The following is a 320-nucleotide window of genomic DNA, read 5'->3' as shown; positions in this document are numbered from 1 at the left end:
CTTCTAATACGATTTCGCCTCTGGCAGCTGATCTTAATTTAAAAATCGCTAGTGTTAAGAAGGTCTGGGAGATGCCTGCTGTTGCGGAAAATACGGAGGAATTACAATTTACTGGATTTGAAGAAACCAATACAGAAAGCGCTCCACCTAATGTGTGCAAAGTGAAGCCAACGCAACAATTGCAGTCCCCACCGCCTCAACATTACAACCACGTGGGCTATCAGGGAGGGTACGGTGGGCTATCAGTTCCGTCGCCGCCTGCCATGTTGTTTAACTCATCACAGCAATTGTTAGGATCTTCTCAACAGCTTCCCCAGCAG

At 47.2% G+C, this 320-nt stretch carries 1 protein-coding gene; it reads left to right on the top strand.

The annotated features are described in order from the left end of the window. The coding region (locus F0L46_RS27790; RefSeq protein WP_210247703.1) for a hypothetical protein at positions 1–320 on the top strand (320 nt) is incomplete at both ends.

It is taken from the genome of Salinarimonas soli (assembly GCF_008386575.1).
Classification (GTDB): Bacteria; Pseudomonadota; Alphaproteobacteria; order Rhizobiales; family Beijerinckiaceae; genus Salinarimonas_A; species Salinarimonas_A soli.
Note: the sequence above shows the minus strand (reverse complement) of the source record. Positions and strands in the feature narration are given on the sequence as shown.